Below are 18,989 nucleotides of genomic sequence, written 5' to 3'. Positions count from 1 at the left end.
TCCTCATTCCCGAGAGGACCCCTCAATGCGATTCGTCACCCGTTTCCTGGTTGGCGCGGGGGTGGCCACCCTTCTGGCGATGGGCGCCCCGGTCGCCGCAAACGCCTCGACCGCCACACCCGCAACTCCCGTCCAGGCCACCTCCACCGCCACGACCCCCGTTGTCTTCCACGACACCTGGGGACCGTACTCCTCCTCCAACCACAAGGCTGAGGCCAAGGGTGAGGTCACGGTCCACAAGAAGTCCTACAAGCAGTGGTACTGGAAGAAGTACTCCAAGTGGGTCAAGAAGTGTAAGTGGGTTAACGGCCACAAGAAGTGCAAGTGGGTCAAGATCGTCGTCAAGAAGAAGGTCTGGAAGTGGGTTCACGAGTACCCCTTCACCGTTGACAGCAAGCTCATCAACCACAAGTGGTGGGGCAAGTGGAAGTTCCACTGCGCGTGGGAGACCTTCAAGATCGTGAAGTTCGACAACTCGACGCACTTCGTGAGCTTCAAGAACTGCACCCAGCACGCGAAGTTCTACACCTTCCACGGTAAGGACGCCAAGGCCATCTACGTCCAGGTGAGCCGCGGCAACCCGCACGGGCCCAAGGGCTACTTCGGCGGCTGGCAGAGCGTCTACAGCCAGGTCTGACCGTAAGGCGGCCTGGCCGGTACTCCCGGAGCAGCAGGCCATCACCCGCAAGCGCGGAGCCGCGATCTCCTTCACGGAGGTCGCGGCTCCGTCGCGTAAGCGGACACTTCTCACGGGAAGGCAAACCGAGTAGCGTTCGGTTTTATGCACCCCGGAGCCATCGCAGCAGCATCGCCGGACCGACCCGCTGTGATCATGGCGGGTTCCGGCAGGGTCGTCACCTACCGTGAGCTCGACGAAGAATCCAACCGCCTCGCCCACCTATTCCGCTCCGCCGGTCTGGGCCCGGGCGATCACATCGCCTTCATGCTGGAGAACCACCCGCTGTTCCTGGCCGTGGCCTGGGCGGCGCACCGATCCGGCCTCTACTACACCGCGATCAGCTCGCGGCTGAAGGCCGACGAACTCGCCTACATCGTCGACAACTGCGAGGCCCGGGTCTTCATCTCCTCGGCCGCGCTCGCCGACGTCGCCACCTCCGTCACCGAGGCCACGCCCCGGGTCGGGCTCCGGCTCATGCTGGACGGCGTCGCCCCCGGCTTCGACTCCTACGAGGAGGCGGTCGCCGCCCACCCGGCCACCCCGATCGAGGACGAGTGCCAGGGCGTGGACATGCTCTACTCCTCGGGCACCACCGGCCGGCCCAAGGGCGTCAAGCCCGCTCTCTCCCAGGCCCCGCTGGACACGCCGGGCCCGCTGCTGCAGCTCATCCAGTTCCTGTTCGCGCCCTCGGCCGACAGCGTCTACCTCTCCCCGGCCCCGCTCTACCACGCCGCGCCGCTGCGCTACTGCATGAGCTTCCAGCGCCTCGGCGCGACCGTCGTGGTGATGGAGCGCTTCGACCCCGAGCAGGCGCTCGCGATCATCGAGAAGTACGGCGTCACGCACGCGCAGTGGGTGCCCACCATGTTCATCAAGATGCTCAAGCTACCGGAGGAGGCGCGCGCCAAGTACGACCTGTCGTCGCTGAAGTGCGCGATCCACGCCGCCGCGCCCTGCCCGGTCCCGGTCAAGGAGCAGATGATCGACTGGTGGGGCCCGGTCATCCACGAGTACTACGCGGGGACCGAGGGCAACGGCTTCCTCTACGTCGGCTCGGACGACTGGCTCAAGCACAAGGGCACCGTCGGCCGCCCGCTCCTGGGCGTCGTGCACATCTGCGACGAGGACGGCAACGAGCTGCCGCCGCGTGAGCACGGCACCGTCTACTTCTCCGACGGGCCGCAGTTCGTCTACCACGGTGACGAGGAGAAGACGAAGGCGTCCCGGGACCCGCAGGGGCGCGGGTGGACGACCCTGGGCGACATCGGCTACGTCGACGAGGACGGCTTCCTCTACCTCACCGACCGCCGCTCCTACATGATCATCTCCGGCGGGGTGAACATCTACCCGCAGGAGGCCGAGAACATCCTCGTGCTCCACCCCGAGGTGGCCGACGTGGCGGTCTTCGGCGTCCCGGACGAGGAGATGGGCGAGCAGGTCAAGGCCGTCGTCCAGCCGCTGTCCATGGAGCGGGCCGGGCCGGAGCTGGAGGCCGAGCTGATCGAATACTGCCGCGCCCGGCTGGCGCCGTACAAGTGCCCCAGATCCGTGGACTTCCGCGAGGAACTGCCCCGCCATCCCACCGGGAAGCTCTACAAGCGCCTGCTCCGCGACGAGTACTGGCCCGCCAAATCATGATTTTTTAGTTCTCGTACGGCCCGCGCCGCGCCCCCTGACCACGGCTGATAAAGCCCCCGTCAGGGGGCGCGGCGCAGGCCGATCATCCTCTTAACCAGTGTTTATGCGCCCCCCGGCATCGTGGATGTCACCGGAGGAACCGGTCGTCACCGTGGCGTCCACGGGCGGACGTGAGACATGGGGGATGACATGAACGACAACAAGGACGAGCAGGACATCACTCCGGCGCAGGGCTCCGTCCCCGCACAGGACGCCACCCCGGGGGAGGGGGCCTCCGGCAACGAGACCTCCGGCAACGGGGGCTGGACCCAGTTCGGCGCGGTGCCGCCGCGTGCCGGCGGATTCCGCGCGGGCCAGGCCGCCGCCGGTCAGAGCGCCGCAAGCCCGGACGCCGCTGGTCAGAGCGCCGCGGTCTCGGACGCCGGAACGGAGCCGACGCTGGTCCACCCCATCCCGGCACAGCCCGGCGCCGGGCAGGCCGCCGCGGCGCAGCACACCGCCGAGCAGCCGGTCTTCGCCCCGCCCGCCGCCGAGCCGGTCACGGGGCCGATCCCCGGCCCCTTCGTCCCGCACGCCGCCGCGGCGCCCGCGGTGCCCGCCCAGCGGGCCCGGCTGAGCGCCGCGCAGAAGCTGGGCGCCGGACTGGCGCTGGCCGCCATGGCCGTGGGCGGCGGGGTGGCGGGGGCCTTCGCCGCGACCGCCTTCGACGACAGGGCCCCGGTGGCGGCCTCCTCGGCCCCGGTGGCCATCCCGGCCGGCAACTCGGCCACCGTCGCCGACGTCGCCAAGGCCGTCCAGCCCTCGGTCGTGTCGATCGAGGTCAAGGGCCAGGGCGGGAACGGCGAGGGCTCCGGGGTGATCCTCAGCGAGGACGGGATGATCCTCACCAACAACCACGTGGTGGACTCCGCCGCCCAGGGCGGTGAGCTGACCGTCAAGTTCAGCGACGGCAAGACCGCCACCGCCAAGGTGGTCGGCACCGACCCCGCCACCGACCTCGCGGTCATCAAGGCGGAGAACGTCTCCGGCCTGACCAAGGCGTCGCTCGGCGACAGCGACCAGCTCCGGGTCGGCGACTCCGTGCTCGCCATCGGCAGCCCGCTCGGCCTGTCCGGCTCGGTCAGCGCCGGGATCATCAGCGCGCTCGACCGGACCCTGAACGTCGGCGGCGAGCAGCGCCAGCAGCTCCCGCCCGGCTGGGACGGCCGGCAGCAGGGCGGCGGCAGCCCCGGCACCACGATCGGCGGGGCCATCCAGACCGACGCGGCGATCAACCCCGGGAACTCCGGAGGAGCGCTGGTCAACTCCAGCGGGCAGGTGATCGGCATCAACACCGCCATCGCCACCAGCGGCGGCGGGGGCAACATCGGCGTCGGCTTCGCCATCCCGATCAACACCGCCAAGCAGGTCGCCCAGCAGCTCATCGAGACCGGCAAGGTCACCCACGCCTTCCTCGGCGTGAGCATGGCCGACGCCATCGGCGACGCGGGCGGCGCCATGGTCCAGCAGGTGACCGAGGGCAGCCCGGCGGCGCAGGCGGGCCTGAAGCAGGGCGACCTGATCACGAAGATCGGCGACACCGCGGTGGAGGGCTCGTCCACGGTGGTCGGCGTGGTCCGCGGCCTCAAGCCGGGGGACAAGGTGACCCTCACCTACGTCCGCGACGGCCGGACCCTCACCGCCACCGCGACCCTCGCCGAGAAGACCGGCGAGTAGACTCCCCCGGCTCTCCCGGGGCTCGGGAAACCCGGGAGAGCCTCCCTCGGGGCGAGAGCGCCGCCGGACCGTTGCGGGGTCCGGCGGCGCTCTCTTCTCTCCGCTCTCTCCACTCGCGGGCCCCGCTGACGGGCGGGTGCCGCACGCCCCTCGGCGAGGCGCCGCCTCAGGAGAAGCGGTTGCCCTCGTCGCGGCGGTAGGCCCACAGGGCCAGCGCCCCCGCGACCACGATCCAGACGCCGAACATGACCATCGTCAGGGGCCGGGGGGTGTTGTACCCGACGGCCGCCCAGACCAGTTCGGCCGCGCCGCGGCTGGGCAGGAAGGGGGCGACCGCGGCGATGAACGCCGGGGGGTCCATCGGGTTGGTCAGCAGGCCGCCGCCCACCGCCATCGGGAAGAACAGCAGCTGCACCACCGCGACCGCCGCCTTCATCGGCAGCGCGTAGCCGATGAACAGACCGAGCAGCTGGAACGGGATCGAGCCGACCACCAGGGCGCCCAGGCCCAGCAGCAGCTGGAGGGGGGTCGCGGTGGCCTCGGTGAGGAAGACGGCGATGGCCAGCACCGGCAGGATCCCGATGAGCGTCATGCCCAGCGCGGTGAGGATCCGGGCCCCGAACCGCGGCCACGGCCCGGCGGGCAGGGTGCGGGTGTAGGGGTCCCAGGGCTGGGCGCGGTCCTCGGCGACGCCCAGGCCGTGGGTGAACAGGCCGCTGGTCATGACCGAGAAGGTCATCATCGACGCGGCGGCGATCGTGGCCCCGACGGGGTGGTCCCCGGCGGCGGGGACCACGAAGAAGAGCATCGCGGCGCCGGGGAAGAAGGCGTTGCCGACCAGGGCGATCGGAACGCGGACGGTCTCCAGTAACTGGTACCGGGTATGGGTGAGCAGAAGTGCCATGGCACGGTCCTCTCGTGGAAGCGAGGTCGTCCCGCCGGGCGCGCGGGTTCGGCCGGTCCGCCGGTGGCCGGGGGCCGGTGGGTCAGGCGGCCCGGGACGGGCGGGCGGTGATGGTGATGAACGCCTCCTCCAGGGAGGTGGGGCGGATCTCCAGGTCGGAGAAGGGGACGTCGGCCCGGACCAGCGCGCGGACCAGGGTGTCGGCGTCGGTGGTGAGCAGGTGGGTCCGGGCGCCGTCGCGCTCCGCGCTGAGCACGCCCGGCAGCTCGGGAAGGTCGCCGGCGGTCAGAGTGACGCGGCGCACGCCCGCGATGTCCCGCACCTCGGCCGTGGTGCCGTCGGCGAGGATCCGGCCCTGCCCGATGACCACGACCCGCTCGGCCAGCGCCTCGACCTCCTCCAGGTAGTGGCTGGTCAGCACCACGGTGCCGCCCTCGGCGTGGAAGTGCCGGACGGCCTCCCAGAGCGACCGCCGCGCCTCGACGTCCAGGCCGGTGGTCGGCTCGTCGAGGAAGACCAGCCGGGGGTCGCCGACGAACGCCAGCGCCACCGCGAGCCGCCGCTTCTGCCCGCCCGACAGCCCGCCGATCTGGCGGCGCTCCAGCCCGGACAGGCCGAACCGCTCCAGCAGGGCCCCGCGCTCGACGCTCCGGGGGTAGTGGGCGGCGACGAAGTCGACGACCTCGCGGACCCGCAGGGTCGCCGGGAGCCCGGTCTCCTGGGGCGTGACGCCGATGCCGCGCCTGCGCGCGGGGTCGGCGGGGGAGCCGCCGAGCAGCTCCACCCGGCCGGAGCTCGGCTTGCGCAGCCCGACGAACAGGTTGATCAGGGTGGACTTGCCCGCGCCGTTCGGGCCGAGCAGGCCGACCAGCTCGCCGGAGCGGATGTCGAGGGAGAGGCCGTCCAGCGCCAGGACGTCCCCGTAGCGGCGGGTGACCCCGACGGCGCGGGCCAGGGTCTCGGGCCGCGCCCGCGTTCCGGCCGCCGGGTCCGTGGAGGGGGCCGCGACCGGCGCCGCGGTGGATTCTGCGAGGGGTCCCGCGGTGGGCTCCGCCATCGGAGGGGTTTCCTTTCTCGGAGGGGTCAGGTGTCGCCGGACGCCGGCGCCCTGGCCGTGTCCAGCAGCTCGCGGATCGCCGCGGTGTACTCCTCGAAGGCGAGGCGGCCGCGGCGGGTGAGGGCGACGTAGGTGACGGGGGTGCGGCCCTTGTGGGTCTTGACGATCTCCACGTATCCGGCCTCCTCGAGCTTGCTCAGGTGCACCGAGAGGTTGCCGGCCGTCATGCCGAGGAGGTCCTTCAGCCCCGGGAAGGTGATCTGATCGCCCTGGGCGAGGGTGTTGAGCGTGGCGACCACCCGGAGCCGGGCCTGCGCGTGGATCACCGGGTCGAGGTCGGGGGTCACCGGCGGAGCCTCCGGCGCTTCCGGCGCAGCACGAGCGCGGTGACGATGGATCCGCCCCCGGCGCCCACCGACATCAGGAGGGCGTGCCAGCCCGGCCCGGCGGCGGCGCCGACCGCGTTGAGCACGGCCAGGCCCGCGCCGAGGACGAACATCGGCCGCAACGACAAGATGATCCCGCCCGCCATGTAGAGGAGGGCGACCACCAGCATCGACAGGCTCGACCACAGCAGGCTCCGCTCCGGGGCGGGCAGGAGCGGGCCGAACCTGACGGCGATCACCCACATGGCGAAGAAGCCGAAGCCCCAGGCCATGCCGTACATCGTGCCGCGCTCCTGGGACGCGCCCCGCACGGGGCTGCGCAGCTGCCACGTCGTCATGGCGCTGACGAGCATCGCCATCGCCATCAGCCCGAACAGCAGCGCCAGCACGACCCCGATGGGAATCTCCACGTACGGCGTGCCGGACAGGCCGTGGTGCAGGAAGAACATACCGAACCCGACGAACCAGGCGACGCCCCATGCCAGGTAGTGCGGGACGGGGTCGGGGACGATGCGGTTCACCGTCGCCGTCTCCTGCTGCTCGATCAGCCGGAGCGTCTCCTCCGGACTCAGCGCGAGCTCGTCGTCATCCATGTTCATGCGACCCTCTTGAAGGCTCAAACGAGTTTGCATCGCAAACCTGTGGTTTGAACTGTAAACCACACTGCGGTGTCAACTCAAGGCCCCGCCCCCTCCGGATCCGGCGGCCCGACCCCTCCGGATCCGGCGGCCCGCCGCCCTCCGGAGACGGCGGCGGGGCGGTGACGCCTCGGCGGCGGAGTGGCCCGCCCGGCGCGGCATTTCCCGCGTGCTGATCGTTAACCGGCTCCATACATGCCAGTATCTAAAGTCCTAGGACATTAGATAAATGGAGGAACCGGTGATCGAGTTCCATCTGGACGCCAAGACCGGCGTCTCGCCGTACCTGCAGCTGGTCCGGCAGGTACGGCACGCGCTCCGGCTCGGCCTCCTGGACGAGGGCGATCAGCTGCCGACGGTCAAGGAGGTCGTGGCGCAGCTGGCGATCAATCCCAACACCGTCCTCAAGGCCTACCGGGAACTCGAGCACGAGGGCCTGATCACCGCCCGGCCGGGGGTCGGGACGTTCGTGACCGCGACCCTCACCGGCGCCTCGCTGGCCGCGCACGGCCCGCTCCGGCTGGAGCTGCAGCGCTGGCTGGCCAAGGCGCGCCGGGCCGGCCTCGACGAGGAGAGCATCGAGGCCCTCTTCATGACCACCTTTCGGACCACCGCTCAGGAGGACATAGCGTGACCACCGTCTTAACGGCCCAGGCACTGGGCAAGAGGTACGGCAGGCGCTGGGCGCTGCGCGAGTGCACCATCGACATCCCGGCCGGCCACGTCGTCGGGCTGGTGGGCCCCAACGGGGCCGGCAAGACCACGCTGCTGAAGCTCGCCAGCGGCCAGCTCGAACCGACGGCCGGCGACATCGCCGTGCTGGGCGGGCGGCCCGGGGGCACGCCCGCGCAGCTGGCCAGGGTCGGGTTCGTCGCCCAGGACACCCCCGCCTACGCGGGACTGACCGTCGCCGAGCATCTGCGGCTGGGGGCGCGGCTCAACCCCCGCTGGGACGACGGCATGGCGCGGGAGCGCGTCGCGCGGCTCGGTCTCGATCCCGCCCAGCGGGCGGGCAAGCTGTCGGGCGGCCAGCGCGCCCAGCTCGCCCTCACCCTGGGGCTGGCCAAGCGGCCCGAGCTGCTGATCCTGGACGAGCCCGTGGCCTCGCTCGACCCGCTGGCCCGCCGCGAGTTCCTGCAGGGGCTGATGGAGGCCACCGCCGAGCACGAGCTCAGCGTCGTGCTCTCCTCCCACCTGGTCTCCGACCTGGAACGGATCTGTGACTACCTGATCGTCCTCGTCGACTCGCGCGTGCAGGTCGCCGGGGAGACCGACAGGCTGCTGGCCGCCCACCACCGGCTCACCGGCCCGCGCCGCGACCCCGACCGGCTCCCCGCAGGCCAGCACGTGGTCTCCGCGCGCCACACCGACCGGCAGAGCACGTACGTGGTCCGCACCGACGCCCCGATCCACGACCCCGCCTGGACGGTCACCCGGCTCAGCCTGGAGGACCTCGTCCTGGCCTACATGGACAAGCCCGCCGCCGCCGATCGGCGTGCCCCCCTGGAGGTCCAGCGATGATCTGGCTGACCTGGCGCCAGCTCCGCGGCGCCGCCGTGATGACGGCGATCCTGCTCGGGCTGCTCGCCGCGGTCCTGGTCCCGACCGGCTCCCAGCTGGCCGCCGACTACACCGGCGGGCTCGCCGCCTGCATACGGGGCGATGACTGCGTGGGCTTCTACGACCAGCTGTTCGACGACTACGAGATCCCCTTCCTGGCCAGCATCCTCGTCGTGCTGATCCTGCCCGCCATGATCGGCCTCTTCTGGGGGGCGCCGCTGATCACCCGCGAGCTGGAGGCGGACACGCACCTGCTGGTGTGGAACCAGAGCATCACCAGGACCCGGTGGCTGGCGGTCAAGCTCGGGTTCACCGGCCTGATCGCCGTGGCCGCCGCGGGAACGGCCGGTCTGGCGGTGACCTGGTGGTCCGGCCCGCTGGACCAATCCGCCCCGGAGGGCTTCGCGCTCATGGACCCCCTGGTGTTCAGCGCGCGCGGGATCGCCCCCCTGGGGTATGCGGCCTTCGCCTTCGCCCTCGGGGTGACCGTGGGGATGCTGGTGCGCCGCACCCTTCCCGCCATGGCCCTCACCTTGGTCGCCTTCGCCGCCGTCCAGCTCGCCATGCCCCTGCTGGTCCGGCCCCACCTGATCCCCCCGGTCACCTCGGCCTTCGAGCTCGGCCGGGAGAACGTGGACGGCTTCGGCATCAACCGTGACGGCACCTTCGACGTCCGCATAAAAGCGGCGATCCCCGGGCACACGGGCGCATGGGTCCTGTCCAGCGAACTGGTCGATCCGTCCGGGCGCACGATCGCCGTCAGCGGCCAGGACGGCCGTATCACGGGGGTCTCCACCACGTCGGGGGCCTGCGCGCCGGCAGCGGGCTCACCGGACGGGTGCCCGGCCGAGGTCAACCGGCTCGGCTACCGGCAGAAGGCGACCTACCAGCCCCTGGAGCGCTTCTGGCCGCTGCAGTGGATCGAGACCGGGATCTACGCCCTGCTCACCGCCGGTCTCACGGGACTCTGCTTCCGGTGGATCCGCAGGCGGCTCTCATGACCGGGCTTGTCGAGGTCATCAACGGACACAGCACCTCGGTCATGAGGCCGGCGAAGGAGGGCCCATGACCGCCGTCAGGACCGCGGCCGCCGGACTCGCCCTGCTCCTGGCCGCCGCCTGCACCGCGCCGACGCCGCCGCGCAGCCAGGCCAGCGCGGCGGCCGGTACGGCCTGCGCGCGGCCTTCGGGATCCCTCGGGGCGGAGACGCCCACCACGGTCGACGTGATCGAGCAGGCGTACTTCTGCATCCTCGACCGCTACCACGCCGGCGCCGTGCTGGACGCCCGCTCGCTGCTGGCCGCCGGATTCCTCGCCCTGACCCAGGAGCTCAACCGCAACGGGCGCGACGTGCCCGAGGCGATCATGCCCGCGCTGACCGGCGACAGGAAAGCCGACTGGGCCGCTTTCGAGACCGCCTACCGCAAGGTCACCGACCGGGTCCCCGATCTCCGCGACAAGCTGGCCGTCACCACCCTGGAGGCCATCGTGGCCGCCCTCGGCGACGACCACGCCCGCTGGGCGCACGACGCCGGACGGCCGCCCGACTCCTACGACGTCGACGGCTACGGCCTGGGCCTGCAGGTCAGCGTCACCTCCCTGCAGGCGGGCGGCGACCCCGGCGCCGCGATCCCCCCGCTGTTCGTCACCGCCGTGCAGGGCGGCGCCGCGCAGGCCGCCGGGCTGCGCCCCGGCGACATCATCGAAGCCGTCAACGACTCGGCGCCCTTCATCGACGGCAGGGCCACCCCCGCCGTCGCCGCCCTCTACCCCGACTACCCCGAGGCGCGCCCGGTCGAGCTGCGGCTGCTGCGGCAGGCCACCGGCCGCCGCTGGAGCGTGACGCTCACACCCGGCCTCTTCCCGCAGGATCCGGCCGCCCTGCGGGTGGTGCAGTCGAAGCTGCTGGAAGACGACGTCGCCTACGTGCGGCTGCGCGGGTTCGCCTCCGACGCCGCGAACAGGGTCTTCAAGGCGATCGCCCGGCTGCGCACCGGCCGGACGCTGTCGGGCGTCGTGCTGGACCTGCGCGACAACGGCGGCGGCAGCCCCGCCGAGACCACCCGGCTGCTCAGCGCGTTCGGCCACGGCAAGGTCACCGCCTACCAGTGCACCGTGGACGGCGAATGCGAGGCCATGCGGACCGACGACACCGTCGAGCTGCTCGGCCTGCCGCTGGTGGTGCTCATCGGCCCCGGCTGCCCCTCGGCGTGCGAGCACTTCAGCGCCGCGGTCAAGGACCTGCGCCTCGGCCAGCTGGTCGGCACCAGGACCGCGGGGGCGGTATCGGGCCCGGCCTCCTCCTACCTGCTGAGCAACAACACCCTGCTGGGCTTTCCGTCCAAGCACCACCTCGGGCCCAACCGCGAGGTGATCGACCGGATCGGCGTGCCGCCCGACCACCACGTGCCCCCGACCGCCGAGGACGCGGCCGCCGGACGCGACCCCGCGCTGGCCAAGGCCCTGACCTTGCTGCACAAGTGAAAGGGACCTGCCGATGAGACAGCTCCTGGCCGTCGCCGCGGCGGGCCTGACCGTCCTGGCCGCGTCCGCCTGCACCGCGCCCGCCCCGCCCAGACCCGCCGGCGCGGCGGCCACGCCGACCGGCCCCGTCACCCTGCCGGCCCCCACCGGTCCCCATCCGGTCGGCACCACCGTCCTGTACCTGAAGGACACCTCCCGCCCCGATCCCTGGAACCTCGACGCCGACGCCAGGGAGCTCAAGGTCACCCTCTGGTATCCGACCGAGCAGCGTGACGGGCAGCGGGCGCCGTACATGACGCCGAAGGAATCGGAACTCCTCCTGAAGGGCTCCAAGATCGTCGGCGTGCCGTACGACACGCTGAGCAAGACGCGCACGCACGCCGTCAAGGACGCCGCCCCCTCCGGGCGCGGGCTTCCGCTGGTGGTGCTCTCACCCGGCTTCACCAAGCCGGTGAGCACCCTCACGTCCCTGGCCGAGGATCTGGCCAGCCGGGGATACGTCGTGGTCGGGATCGACCACCCCTACGAGAGCTACGTCACGGCCCTGCCCGACGGGCGGTTCGCCGAATGCATCGCGTGTGACAGCGACAGCGACCCGGGCTTCGGCACGGGCGTGGTCCAGGGCCGGGCGGCCGACGTCTCCTTCGTGCTCGACCGGCTGCCGTCGGAGTGGGACGGCTCCGGCCGGATCGACCGCTCCCGCATCGCGATGGCGGGCCAGTCGATCGGCGGGGCCAGCGCCATGGCGACCCTGATCAAGGACTCCCGCGTGCGCGCCGGGATCGACATGGACGGCACCACCTACGCCCGCATCCCCAAGGGCGGTTTCACCCGGCCGTTCATGTTCATCGGTTCGCCGCAGCACGTCCCCGGCGGTCGCGACATCTCCTGGGACCGCGACTGGAAGCTGCTGACCGGCTGGAAGCGCTGGCTCGTGCTGACGGGCGCGGATCACCAGTCCTCCACCGACCTGCCGCTGCTGGCGGGCGCCCTCGGCATCACGCCCGCCTACGGCGCCCTGGACGCCAAGCGCGCCGCCGAGCTCACCCGCACGTACGTGGCCGCCTTCCTCGACCGGCACCTGAAGTCCCAGCCGCAGCCCCTGCTGGACGAGCCGTCGGCGGACCACCCCGAGGTCAAGTTCTGCCCCGAGGCGTGCGGCCGGTCCTGAGGCCCGCGGCCGGAGGCTCCCGGGGAGAGGGAGACCTCCGGCCGCGGTCACCGGCGGGAGACCATCGCCTCCGCGCGCCACAGGTCCCGGTAGTAGCCGGGGACGCCGACCAGCTCGTCGTGGGCGCCCCGCTGGACGACCGAGCCGTTCTCCAGCACGACGATCTCGTCCACCTCCTCCAGGCCGCGCAGCCGGTGCGTGACCAGCAGCGTCGTACGGCCCCGGGTGGCGTCGAGCAGGTCGGCCATGAGCGCGTCGGCGGTCTCCTCGTCGAGGGCCTCGGCGGGCTCGTCCAGCAGGAGCACGGGCGGGTCGTTCAGCAGGGCCCGCGCCAGCGCCAGCCGCTGCAGCTGGCCGCCGGAGACCGTCCGCCCGTCCTCGCCGAGCGCGGCGTCCCACCCGACCCGCTCGACCCACCCGTCCAGCCGCGCCCGCCGTACGGCCTCGGCCAGCTCCTCCTCACCGGCCTCGGGGCCGGCCAGCCGCAGGTTGTCCCGGAGCGGGGCCTGGAACACGTACGGGTCCTGCGTCAGCCCCGTCATCACCCGCCGGGCCTCGTCCGAGGGCAGCTCCCGCAGATCGACCGCAGGCCCGTCCTCCCCGCGCAGCCGGAGCGTGCCCGACTCGGGCTCGACCAGGCGCATCAGGGCCGACAGCAGAGTGCTCTTGCCCGCGCCGCTCGGGCCGACGATCGCCACGCGCCTGCCCGGGGTGAGGGTCAGGCCGACGCCGTTCAGGGCGGGGGAGCGGCCGGGGGCGTGCCGGACGACCAGGTCCTCGACCTCCACCGTCAGCGGGCCGGCCGGAACGGCCGCCGGCCGGCCGGGCTCGGCGACGGCGGGCGGCGCCGCCCGGACCTCCCTCAGGCGGCGCAGGGCGGCGGACACCCCGGCCATCCGCTCGGCGGCGGCGGCCATCGGCAGGACCGGCTCGAAGGAGACCAGCGAGGTCAGCGCGAGCACGGCGGTCGCCACGGACCCGGCGTCCGCCGCCTGGGCCACCAGCACCACCCCGACGACGGTCAGTCCCTGGGCGAGCACCCCCAGACAGGCGGCGGCCGCGTTCACCCGCGCCTGGCCCCGCTCCAGCGCGGCCAGCCGGGCGTCGGCCTCGGCGGAGGCCGCCAGCGCCCGGTCGCCCGCCCCGTAGGCGGCCAGGTCGGCGGCCCCGTGCAGCAGGTCGGCGACCCGGGCGGCCAGCTCGGCGCGGGCCGGGGCGAGCCGCGCCGCCCGGCGCCGCGTGACGGCGGTCACCCCGGCGGGGAGCACGATCCCGGCGGCCAGCAGCCCGGCCAGCAGCACCAGCGCCGCCGCCGGGAGCAGGAAGAACCCGACCGTGACGGCCGCGACCCCGGTGACCAGCGCCGCGAGCGCCGGGAGCAGCCCTCTGACGAGCAGGTCCTGGACCGCGTCGGTGTCGTCGACCATCCGGCTGAGCAGGTCGGCCCCGCCCTGGTCGCGCGGCCCCGCCGGGATGAGCGCCCGGTAGAGCCGCTCGCGGGTCGTCGCCTGGGCGCGGAGCGCGACGTCGTGCCCGGCCAGGCGTTCGCCGTACCGGAAGACGCCCTTGCTCGTCGCGAACGCGCGCACGCCGACGATCGCCACGCTCAGCGCCGCCAGCGGCGGCTGCTCGGCCGCCCTGGCGATGAGCCACGCCGCGGACCCGATCAGTCCCAGCCCGGCGAGCTCCGCCGCGGCCCCGGCCGCCGCCGCCAGGGCGAGCCGCCCGCCCATCCGCTTCATCGCGACTCCTCGATCATCGACGCCGAATCCGACACGACCCGGCCGTCGGCGATCCGGATCACCCGGTCGGCGAGGTCGATCATCGCGGGCCGGTGGGCCACGATCACCGCGGTCCGGCCCGCGGAGAGGTCCCGGGTGGCCGCGACGATCGCGGCCTCGCTCCGGCCGTCCAGACGCGCGGTCGGCTCGTCCAGCAGCAGGACGTCGGCTCCCGGGCGGCAGAACGCGCGGGCCAGCGCGACCCGCTGCCGCTGCCCGGCCGAGAGGTTCGCGCCGCGCTCGCCGAGGACCGTGTCGTAGCCCTCCGGCAGCTCCGCGGTGAACCCGTCGGCGTGCGCGGCCCGCGCCGCCGCCCAGACCTCCTCGATCGTCGCGGCGGGCGAGCCCAGCCGGATGTTGTCGGCCACCGAGGCGGCGAACAGGTGCGGGCGCTGCGGCACGAAGGCCAGCCGCCGCCGCCAGGCGTCGTCCGCGGTCGGTTCCGCCCCGTCGACCAGCACCCTCCCGCTCTCCGGGGTGACGAAACCGAGCAGCAGGTGGAGCAGGGTGCTCTTGCCCGCGCCGCTCTCGCCGACCAGCGCCACCCGCTCACCGGGCCCGATCACCAGCGAGACGTCCTCCAGCGCCGCCTCCGGGCGTCCCGGATAGCGCACGGTGACGTTCTCCAGCCGGATCTCCGGCGCCCCCCGCCGGGCCCGCGGCGCGGTCCCCGTCCCATCCGGGCCGGACGCGCCCGCGCGCCCGTCCGTTCCGTGCCCGCCGTGCGCGGCCCCGCGTGCGTCGTCCCCGCTCTCCCCGTCCAGTACGGCGAACGCCTGGTCGGCGGCTGCGACGCCCTCCATCGCCGCGTGGAACCTGTTGCCCATGGTGCGCAGCGGCAGGTACGCCTCCGGGGCCAGCAGCAGCACCAGCAGCGCGGCCGGCAGGTCCAGCGTCCCGCCCAGCAGCCGCAGGCCGATCGGGACCGCGACCAGGGCCAGCGACAGCGACGCGGCCAGCTCCAGCACCAGCGACGACAGGAACGCCACGCGCAGCGTGCGCATGGTCGCGGCCCGGTGCTCGTCGGCGACCCGCCCGATCACCTCCGCCTGGTAGCGGGCCCGGCCGAAGGCGCGCAGCGTCGGCAGGCCGCGGACCACGTCGAGGAAGTGCCCGCCGAGGCGGGACAGGGCCCGCCACTGGCGTTCGGTGACGGCCTTGGTGTGCATCCCGACCAGCGCGCCGAAGATCGGGATCAGCGGGAGCGTGACGAGCACGATCACCGCGCTGGCCAGGTCCGCGGTGACCAGCCGGACGAGCACGGCGACCGGCACGACGGCCGCCACCGCGACCGACGGCAGGTAGCCGTTCAGGTAGGGGTCGAGGGCGTCGAGGCCCCGGCCGGCCAGCGTCACCAGCTCACCGGAGCGGTGCGAGGCCAGCCGGGCCGGGCCCAGCTCGCGCAGCCGCGACAGCAGCCGGTGGCGCAGGACCGACTTCACCGCGGTCGTGGTGTGCCCGGCCGCCACGCCCTGGACCAGGCCGAGCACTCCCCGGGCCCCGACGACCAGCGCCAGCGGGAGCAGGGCCGCGGCGGCGAAGCGCCCGGACAGGACACCGGCCAGCAGTTCCGCCTGGACCAGGACGAGCAGCCCGGCGAGGACCGCGGCGGCCAGGCAGAGGGCCAGATGACGGCGGACGGCTCGCTCGCTTCGCGCCAGCCGCAGGAGATCCTTGTGCATGCGTGCCTTACGAGGGTGTCCGGGGCCCCGGGGGGAGTCCCTAGAAGAAGGACGGAGTGCGCTCCGGCGCCCGCCCGGGACCGAACGTGCGCCACACCCATACTTGCCCACCGATCATGACCGGCGCGAAGGGCAGGATCATGAGACTGAGCACATTCAGCGTATCGGTGGGGGCGGTGTGCCCCAGGAGCCAGGGTGCGGCCCCGGCCAGCAGCGCGGCGGCGGGCGCGGCGGCCACGCAGGCGGAGACGAGGAGCGCCGTCCCGCTCCGGCGCGCGCCCGTCACCCGGCCGGGCAGCCGCCAGGAGACGAAGGTCCACCCGTGGAAGGCGAGGGCCGCGGCGACCGCGACCCCGCCGGCGAGCCCGAGCGGGGTGATCGACATCCCGCTCGCCAGCGCGACCAGGGCGGCGCCCCAGCTGAACGCCAGGCCGAAGGAGCCGAGGCAGATGGCCCCGTCCCACCCGGCGCGCCAGGCGCGGCCGTCCAGACGGCGGCGGAACCAGAGCCCGGCGTCGCGCACGATCCACGAGACCAGCAGTGAGACGACCAGCGGGTAGAGACCGAACAGGACCTCGCCCTCGGCGCGCGGGTAGGCGCCGAAGAGCACGCCGGCCACCGCCACCAGCCAGACCTCGTTGGCCAGCACGTACGGCGCCATGGCGGCCACGACGCGGTCGCGGCCCTCCTGGGTGCGGCCGAGGACCGGCAGGAGCATGCCGAGCCCGATGTCGAATCCCTCCAGGGCGAAGTAGCCCAGCAGCAGGACGGCGAAGACGCCGAACCAGAGGATGTCCACGGGTGCCTCCTTACAGGCTCAGCGCGGCGGCGCGCTCGGGGGCGGGGTCGGGGCCGGTGGGGGCCGCGCCCAGGGAGACGGCGGCCGGGCCGCGCCGTACCGTGCGGGCGATCAGGATGTAGTCGGTCACCGCGAGCAGGCCGAGCACGGCGGTGAAGGCGATGAGCGAGGTGGTCACCATCCCGGAGGTCAGCCCGGGGGACATCGCGTCGGCCACGGTGAGCTTGCCGTAGATCAGCCAGGGCTGGCGGCCGACCTCGCGGGCCAGCCAGCCGAGGATCGCGGCGAGGAACGGCAGCGGGGTCGCCAGCATCACGAGCGGGTGCACCCAGCGCCAGCGCGGCAGCCAGTGGATGACGGGCAGGAGGAAGAACAGCACGAAGAGCTGGAGCAGCTCCCCGATCATGATCATGAAGCCGAGCCCCGCCCCGGCCAGCGGGGCGTCGTCGAACTTGCCCGGCTGGAACTCCCCGACCGGGCCGAACTGCGCGAAGCCGAAGGCGACCGTGACCACGGCGCCGACGGCGGCGACGACCACCCCGAACCGGAGGGAGGCGGTGAAGAACCGCTGCTCGGAAGTCCTGCGGAACAGCCGGTAGGCGCTGGCGCCCATGACCACGAAACCGCCGGTGAGCAGGGACGCGCCGATCACGTGGGGGAGTGCCATGACGAGCATGGGGTTGGCGAGCAGCGCGCCGGGGTCGACCAGCTCCAGGTGGTCGCCCCGGTCCGCCGCGCCCGCCGGGTTCTGCAGGAACGCGTTCGCCACCATGATCCAGAACGCCGAGGCGTAGGCGGTCAGTGTGACGATCCAGATGCACGCCAGGTGGAGCCTCGGTGACAGCCGGTGCCAGCCGAAGATCCACAGGCCGAGGAACGTGGACTCCAGGAAGAAGGCGCCGAGCGTCTCGATCGCCAGCGGCGCGCCGAAGACGTCCCCCGCGTAGTGCGACAGGCCGCTCCAGCTCAGGCCGAACTGGAACTCCATCACCAGGCCGGTGGCGATGCCCAGGGCGTAGTTGATCACGTAGATCTGGCCCCAGAAGCGGGCCATCCGCATCATGTCCGGCCTGCCGCGGAACGTGCCGACGGTCTGCATGATCGCGACGAGGGGGGCCAGGCCCAGCGTCAGCACGACGAACAGGAAGTGCAGGCTCCCCGTCACCGCGAACTGCGTCCGGGCCAGGTCGAGCACGTCCATGGCGTCACCTCCGTTGTTGGCCTACTTGTAGACACTCTACTTATAGACAGCCTACATGTAGAACACCTACATGTAGGCTGTCTATTCGAGAGGTAGGGTGAAGGACGTGAACACCGACGCGCTCCGCGGGCATATGGACGCCCTGCTGCTGTCCGTACTGGAGAGCGAGCCCCTGCACGGTTACGCGATCATCGAGGCGCTCCAGGAGCGCAGCGGGGGCGCGCTGAACGTGCCGACCGGCACGGTCTACCCCGCGCTGCGCCGCCTGGAGCAGGCGGGATACCTGGCCAGCGAGTGGGCGACGGTGGGCGGGCGCAAGCGGCGCACCTACCGGCTGACCTCGGCGGGCCGTACGGCCCTGGCCGGCGAGCGCTCGGCCTGGCGGCGCTTCGCCAGCACCATCGGCAGCGTGCTGGAGCCGCGCCCCACCAAGTGAGGGCCGGCCCCGGCCCGGCCGGGCGCGGGCCGCGGGCCGTCGGGATCTGTGCCGGACCGTCGGGATCTGTGCCGGACCGTCAGGTCTGTCGGGCGGCCAGGTCTGTGCCGGGTCGTCAGGGTCTGTGCCGAGCCGTCGGGGCGGATCCCGCTATGACCGGGTCGCCGCCGGGTCCGCCCCCGCGAAGGCCGTGACGCCGATGCAGCGGGTCGCGCAGTAGATCTGCAGGCCCCACACGCCGTAGCTCACCACGGAGGCGACGAGGCCGGGCGGGTAGTCGGAGAAGCCGAACGACCTGTCCGAGCCGTACATCAGGGCCCCGCACAGCACGAGCATGACCGGCAGCATGGCCCAGACGAACACCCCCAGCGCCCGGGTGACCAGCCACGGCCGCCGGAGCCTGCGCCGTCCCCGGCCGAGCGCGAGCAGCGCGAACGCGCCGACCACCCCGATGCCGACCTGCGTGACGTCCATGGCGCGGGCCACCGGCACGAACCAGTCCGGCTGGGCCGCGTGGGAGGTCGCGTCCACCGGGAAGACCTGCCAGATCGCGGTCCACAGGGCCGCGGTGAGCGGCACGGACAGGAAGATCAGAGCGGCGAGCCTGCGGCCCGCGGCGACGGACAGCTCCCGCTGGTAGCCCGGGGCGATCTCGCCGATCGTGCCGAACTCCTCGACCGCGGCCCGCTCGGCCCGGGGCCGGTCCAGGCCGTCGAGCTCCAGGGCCTCGGCGGCGTCGAGCAGGCTGTCGCGCGCCTCGGTGATCAGGTCGAGCTTGGCGCCCCGCGGCCCGCGGAGCGCCCGGCCGAGCCCGGTGACGTAGTCGTCGATGACCCCGTTGCTCGCCATGCTCTCCC

At 73.0% G+C, this 18,989-nt stretch carries 18 protein-coding genes; 9 read left to right on the top strand and 9 right to left on the bottom strand.

What is annotated here, in order from left to right; all coding sequences use genetic code 11:
* Nucleotides 1-25 precede the first annotated feature (25 nt).
* From Plo01_RS01055 to Plo01_RS01045, 3 genes are all read left to right on the top strand, one after another.
* Nucleotides 26-637 carry a hypothetical protein gene (locus Plo01_RS01055; protein ID WP_203888527.1) on the top strand — a complete coding sequence of 204 codons (612 nt, stop codon included), beginning with the start codon at nucleotides 26-28 and terminating at the stop codon, nucleotides 635-637.
* Between the two features lie 144 nt (nucleotides 638-781).
* Nucleotides 782-2,317 (top strand): acyl-CoA synthetase, encoded by a 1,536-nt coding sequence (locus Plo01_RS01050; protein ID WP_203888526.1) that lies wholly within the window; start codon nucleotides 782-784, stop codon nucleotides 2,315-2,317.
* Between the two features lie 189 nt (nucleotides 2,318-2,506).
* Nucleotides 2,507-4,033 carry a S1C family serine protease gene (locus Plo01_RS01045; RefSeq protein ID WP_239315724.1) on the top strand — a complete coding sequence of 509 codons (1,527 nt, stop codon included), beginning with the start codon at nucleotides 2,507-2,509 and terminating at the stop codon, nucleotides 4,031-4,033.
* Between the two features lie 166 nt (nucleotides 4,034-4,199).
* On the opposite strand, the gene Plo01_RS01040 is transcribed toward Plo01_RS01045, so the two are convergent.
* The 4 genes from Plo01_RS01040 to Plo01_RS01025 form a co-directional block, all read right to left on the bottom strand.
* A complete protein-coding gene (locus Plo01_RS01040; RefSeq protein WP_203888525.1) occupies nucleotides 4,200-4,937 on the bottom strand; it encodes an ABC transporter permease in 738 nt (245 codons plus the stop codon).
* An 82-nt stretch (nucleotides 4,938-5,019) separates the two neighbouring features.
* Complete coding sequence (locus Plo01_RS01035; protein ID WP_203888524.1) at nucleotides 5,020-5,994, bottom strand: ABC transporter ATP-binding protein; 975 nt, start codon at nucleotides 5,992-5,994, stop codon at nucleotides 5,020-5,022.
* 26 nt (nucleotides 5,995-6,020) lie between these two features.
* Nucleotides 6,021-6,341, bottom strand: coding sequence for a winged helix-turn-helix domain-containing protein (locus Plo01_RS01030; protein ID WP_203888523.1), 321 nt, complete (start codon nucleotides 6,339-6,341; stop codon nucleotides 6,021-6,023).
* Nucleotides 6,338-6,979 (bottom strand): hypothetical protein, encoded by a 642-nt coding sequence (locus Plo01_RS01025; RefSeq protein WP_203888522.1) that lies wholly within the window; start codon nucleotides 6,977-6,979, stop codon nucleotides 6,338-6,340. Before Plo01_RS01025 ends, Plo01_RS01030 begins: the two co-directional genes overlap by 4 nt.
* A gap of 280 nt (nucleotides 6,980-7,259) precedes the next feature.
* On the opposite strand from Plo01_RS01025, the gene Plo01_RS01020 reads away from it, so the two are divergent.
* The 5 genes from Plo01_RS01020 to Plo01_RS01000 all read left to right on the top strand — a co-directional run bounded on the left by Plo01_RS01020 (nucleotide 7,260) and on the right by Plo01_RS01000 (nucleotide 12,233).
* Nucleotides 7,260-7,652 carry a GntR family transcriptional regulator gene (locus Plo01_RS01020; protein WP_239315723.1) on the top strand — a complete coding sequence of 131 codons (393 nt, stop codon included), beginning with the start codon at nucleotides 7,260-7,262 and terminating at the stop codon, nucleotides 7,650-7,652.
* Nucleotides 7,649-8,539 (top strand): ABC transporter ATP-binding protein, encoded by an 891-nt coding sequence (locus Plo01_RS01015; RefSeq protein ID WP_203888520.1) that lies wholly within the window; start codon nucleotides 7,649-7,651, stop codon nucleotides 8,537-8,539. The genes Plo01_RS01020 and Plo01_RS01015 overlap by 4 nt, the downstream gene beginning before the upstream one ends.
* Nucleotides 8,536-9,579 carry an ABC-2 membrane transporter-related protein gene (locus Plo01_RS01010; protein WP_203888519.1) on the top strand — a complete coding sequence of 348 codons (1,044 nt, stop codon included), beginning with the start codon at nucleotides 8,536-8,538 and terminating at the stop codon, nucleotides 9,577-9,579. The genes Plo01_RS01015 and Plo01_RS01010 overlap by 4 nt, the downstream gene beginning before the upstream one ends.
* 64 nt (nucleotides 9,580-9,643) lie before the next feature.
* Entirely contained in the window at nucleotides 9,644-11,062 is a 1,419-nt protein-coding gene (locus tag Plo01_RS01005) for a S41 family peptidase (protein WP_203888518.1), read from the top strand.
* A gap of 13 nt (nucleotides 11,063-11,075) precedes the next feature.
* Nucleotides 11,076-12,233: an alpha/beta hydrolase family protein gene (locus tag Plo01_RS01000; RefSeq protein WP_203888517.1), complete on the top strand. Its 1,158-nt coding sequence runs from the start codon at nucleotides 11,076-11,078 to the stop codon at nucleotides 12,231-12,233.
* Between the two features lie 47 nt (nucleotides 12,234-12,280).
* Here Plo01_RS01000 and cydC read toward each other — a convergent pair whose 3' ends face one another.
* Genes cydC through Plo01_RS00980 form a run of 4 tightly spaced genes read right to left on the bottom strand, consistent with a single transcriptional unit; the run spans nucleotide 12,281 to nucleotide 17,696 of the window.
* On the bottom strand, nucleotides 12,281-13,975 hold the full coding sequence (gene cydC / locus Plo01_RS00995; protein WP_203888516.1) for a thiol reductant ABC exporter subunit CydC: 1,695 nt from the start codon (nucleotides 13,973-13,975) through the stop codon (nucleotides 12,281-12,283).
* Entirely contained in the window at nucleotides 13,972-15,696 is a 1,725-nt protein-coding gene (cydD, locus tag Plo01_RS00990; protein WP_203888515.1) for a thiol reductant ABC exporter subunit CydD, read from the bottom strand. The genes cydC and cydD overlap by 4 nt, the downstream gene beginning before the upstream one ends.
* Nucleotides 15,697-15,736: 40 nt before the next feature.
* Nucleotides 15,737-16,495, bottom strand: coding sequence for a cytochrome d ubiquinol oxidase subunit II (locus Plo01_RS00985; RefSeq protein WP_203888514.1), 759 nt, complete (start codon nucleotides 16,493-16,495; stop codon nucleotides 15,737-15,739).
* A gap of 10 nt (nucleotides 16,496-16,505) precedes the next feature.
* Nucleotides 16,506-17,696 carry a cytochrome ubiquinol oxidase subunit I gene (locus Plo01_RS00980; protein ID WP_203888513.1) on the bottom strand — a complete coding sequence of 397 codons (1,191 nt, stop codon included), beginning with the start codon at nucleotides 17,694-17,696 and terminating at the stop codon, nucleotides 16,506-16,508.
* A 106-nt stretch (nucleotides 17,697-17,802) separates the two neighbouring features.
* Between Plo01_RS00980 and Plo01_RS00975 the strand changes: the two genes are divergently transcribed.
* The gene (locus Plo01_RS00975) at nucleotides 17,803-18,132 is read left to right on the top strand and encodes a PadR family transcriptional regulator (protein ID WP_203888512.1); all 330 of its coding nucleotides are present in this window, start codon (nucleotides 17,803-17,805) and stop codon (nucleotides 18,130-18,132) included.
* 150 nt (nucleotides 18,133-18,282) lie between these two features.
* On the opposite strand, the gene Plo01_RS00970 is transcribed toward Plo01_RS00975, so the two are convergent.
* The gene (locus Plo01_RS00970) at nucleotides 18,283-18,981 is read right to left on the bottom strand and encodes a permease prefix domain 1-containing protein (protein WP_239315722.1); all 699 of its coding nucleotides are present in this window, start codon (nucleotides 18,979-18,981) and stop codon (nucleotides 18,283-18,285) included.
* Nucleotides 18,982-18,989: the final 8 nt, after the last annotated feature.

The sequence above is a fragment of the Planobispora longispora genome (genome assembly GCF_016863135.1).
GTDB classification, from domain to species: Bacteria; Actinomycetota; Actinomycetes; order Streptosporangiales; family Streptosporangiaceae; genus Planobispora; species Planobispora longispora.
The sequence above is the reverse complement of the archived record's forward strand: the minus strand, read 5'-3'. Positions and strand labels throughout refer to the sequence as shown.